The sequence below is a fragment of the Pseudomonas sp. P5_B2 genome (genome assembly GCF_056400445.1).
In genome coordinates this window covers 1-558 of the sequence record NZ_JBFULH010001469.1, presented here as the reverse complement: position 1 = coordinate 558, position 558 = coordinate 1, and the positions used below count along the sequence as shown (strand labels likewise).

The following is a 558-nucleotide window of genomic DNA, read 5'->3' as shown; positions in this document are numbered from 1 at the left end:
ATGTCTATGTTCTGTGCGAGCCGCCGTTAAGAGACGAAATACGGCCTTTCTATGTCGGTATTGGCCAATTTGATCGCGTGTTTGCTCACGAATTTGAAGCCAAACGTCAATACTCGATCGGAGCTAAGGTCGAGAGGATACGGAATATATGGGACGCTGGCGGGGAAGTAATCCGTGTTATCGATGGATTTTTCCCGTGGGAACCTTGGGAGCGCGAAGAAGAATTGATCAACCTGTATGGATTGATCAAAGACGGAACCGGCATCTTAGCAAACGAACAGCGCTATTCGCCGTCTCACATTCGAGATGGCGTCGAGCTAAGGAAGTACGCCGACGAAGGCAACGAGCTGCCGCGCAATTTCATTCGACGCAATGTGCGCCTTGAAATTGGTCCGCTTTCGCCTTCGAATCCAATTTCGGTCTACGGCAAGATTTGTAGTGTACTGACTATTAATCCTGGAGTTACGGGCGCGGAATTGGTCGAGCTACTGCTCAATGTCGATTTCTCAGCGAACAAGTCCGCGTACACCAAATCCGGGGCCGTGAGCAGGCCATGGT

Annotated in this window: 1 protein-coding gene; it reads left to right on the top strand. The window is 50.7% G+C overall.

The window, feature by feature from the left end:
• Nucleotides 1-558 (top strand): GIY-YIG nuclease family protein (locus AC1DRJ_RS31880; protein WP_477805596.1); only part of this gene is annotated, 558 nt, incomplete at both ends.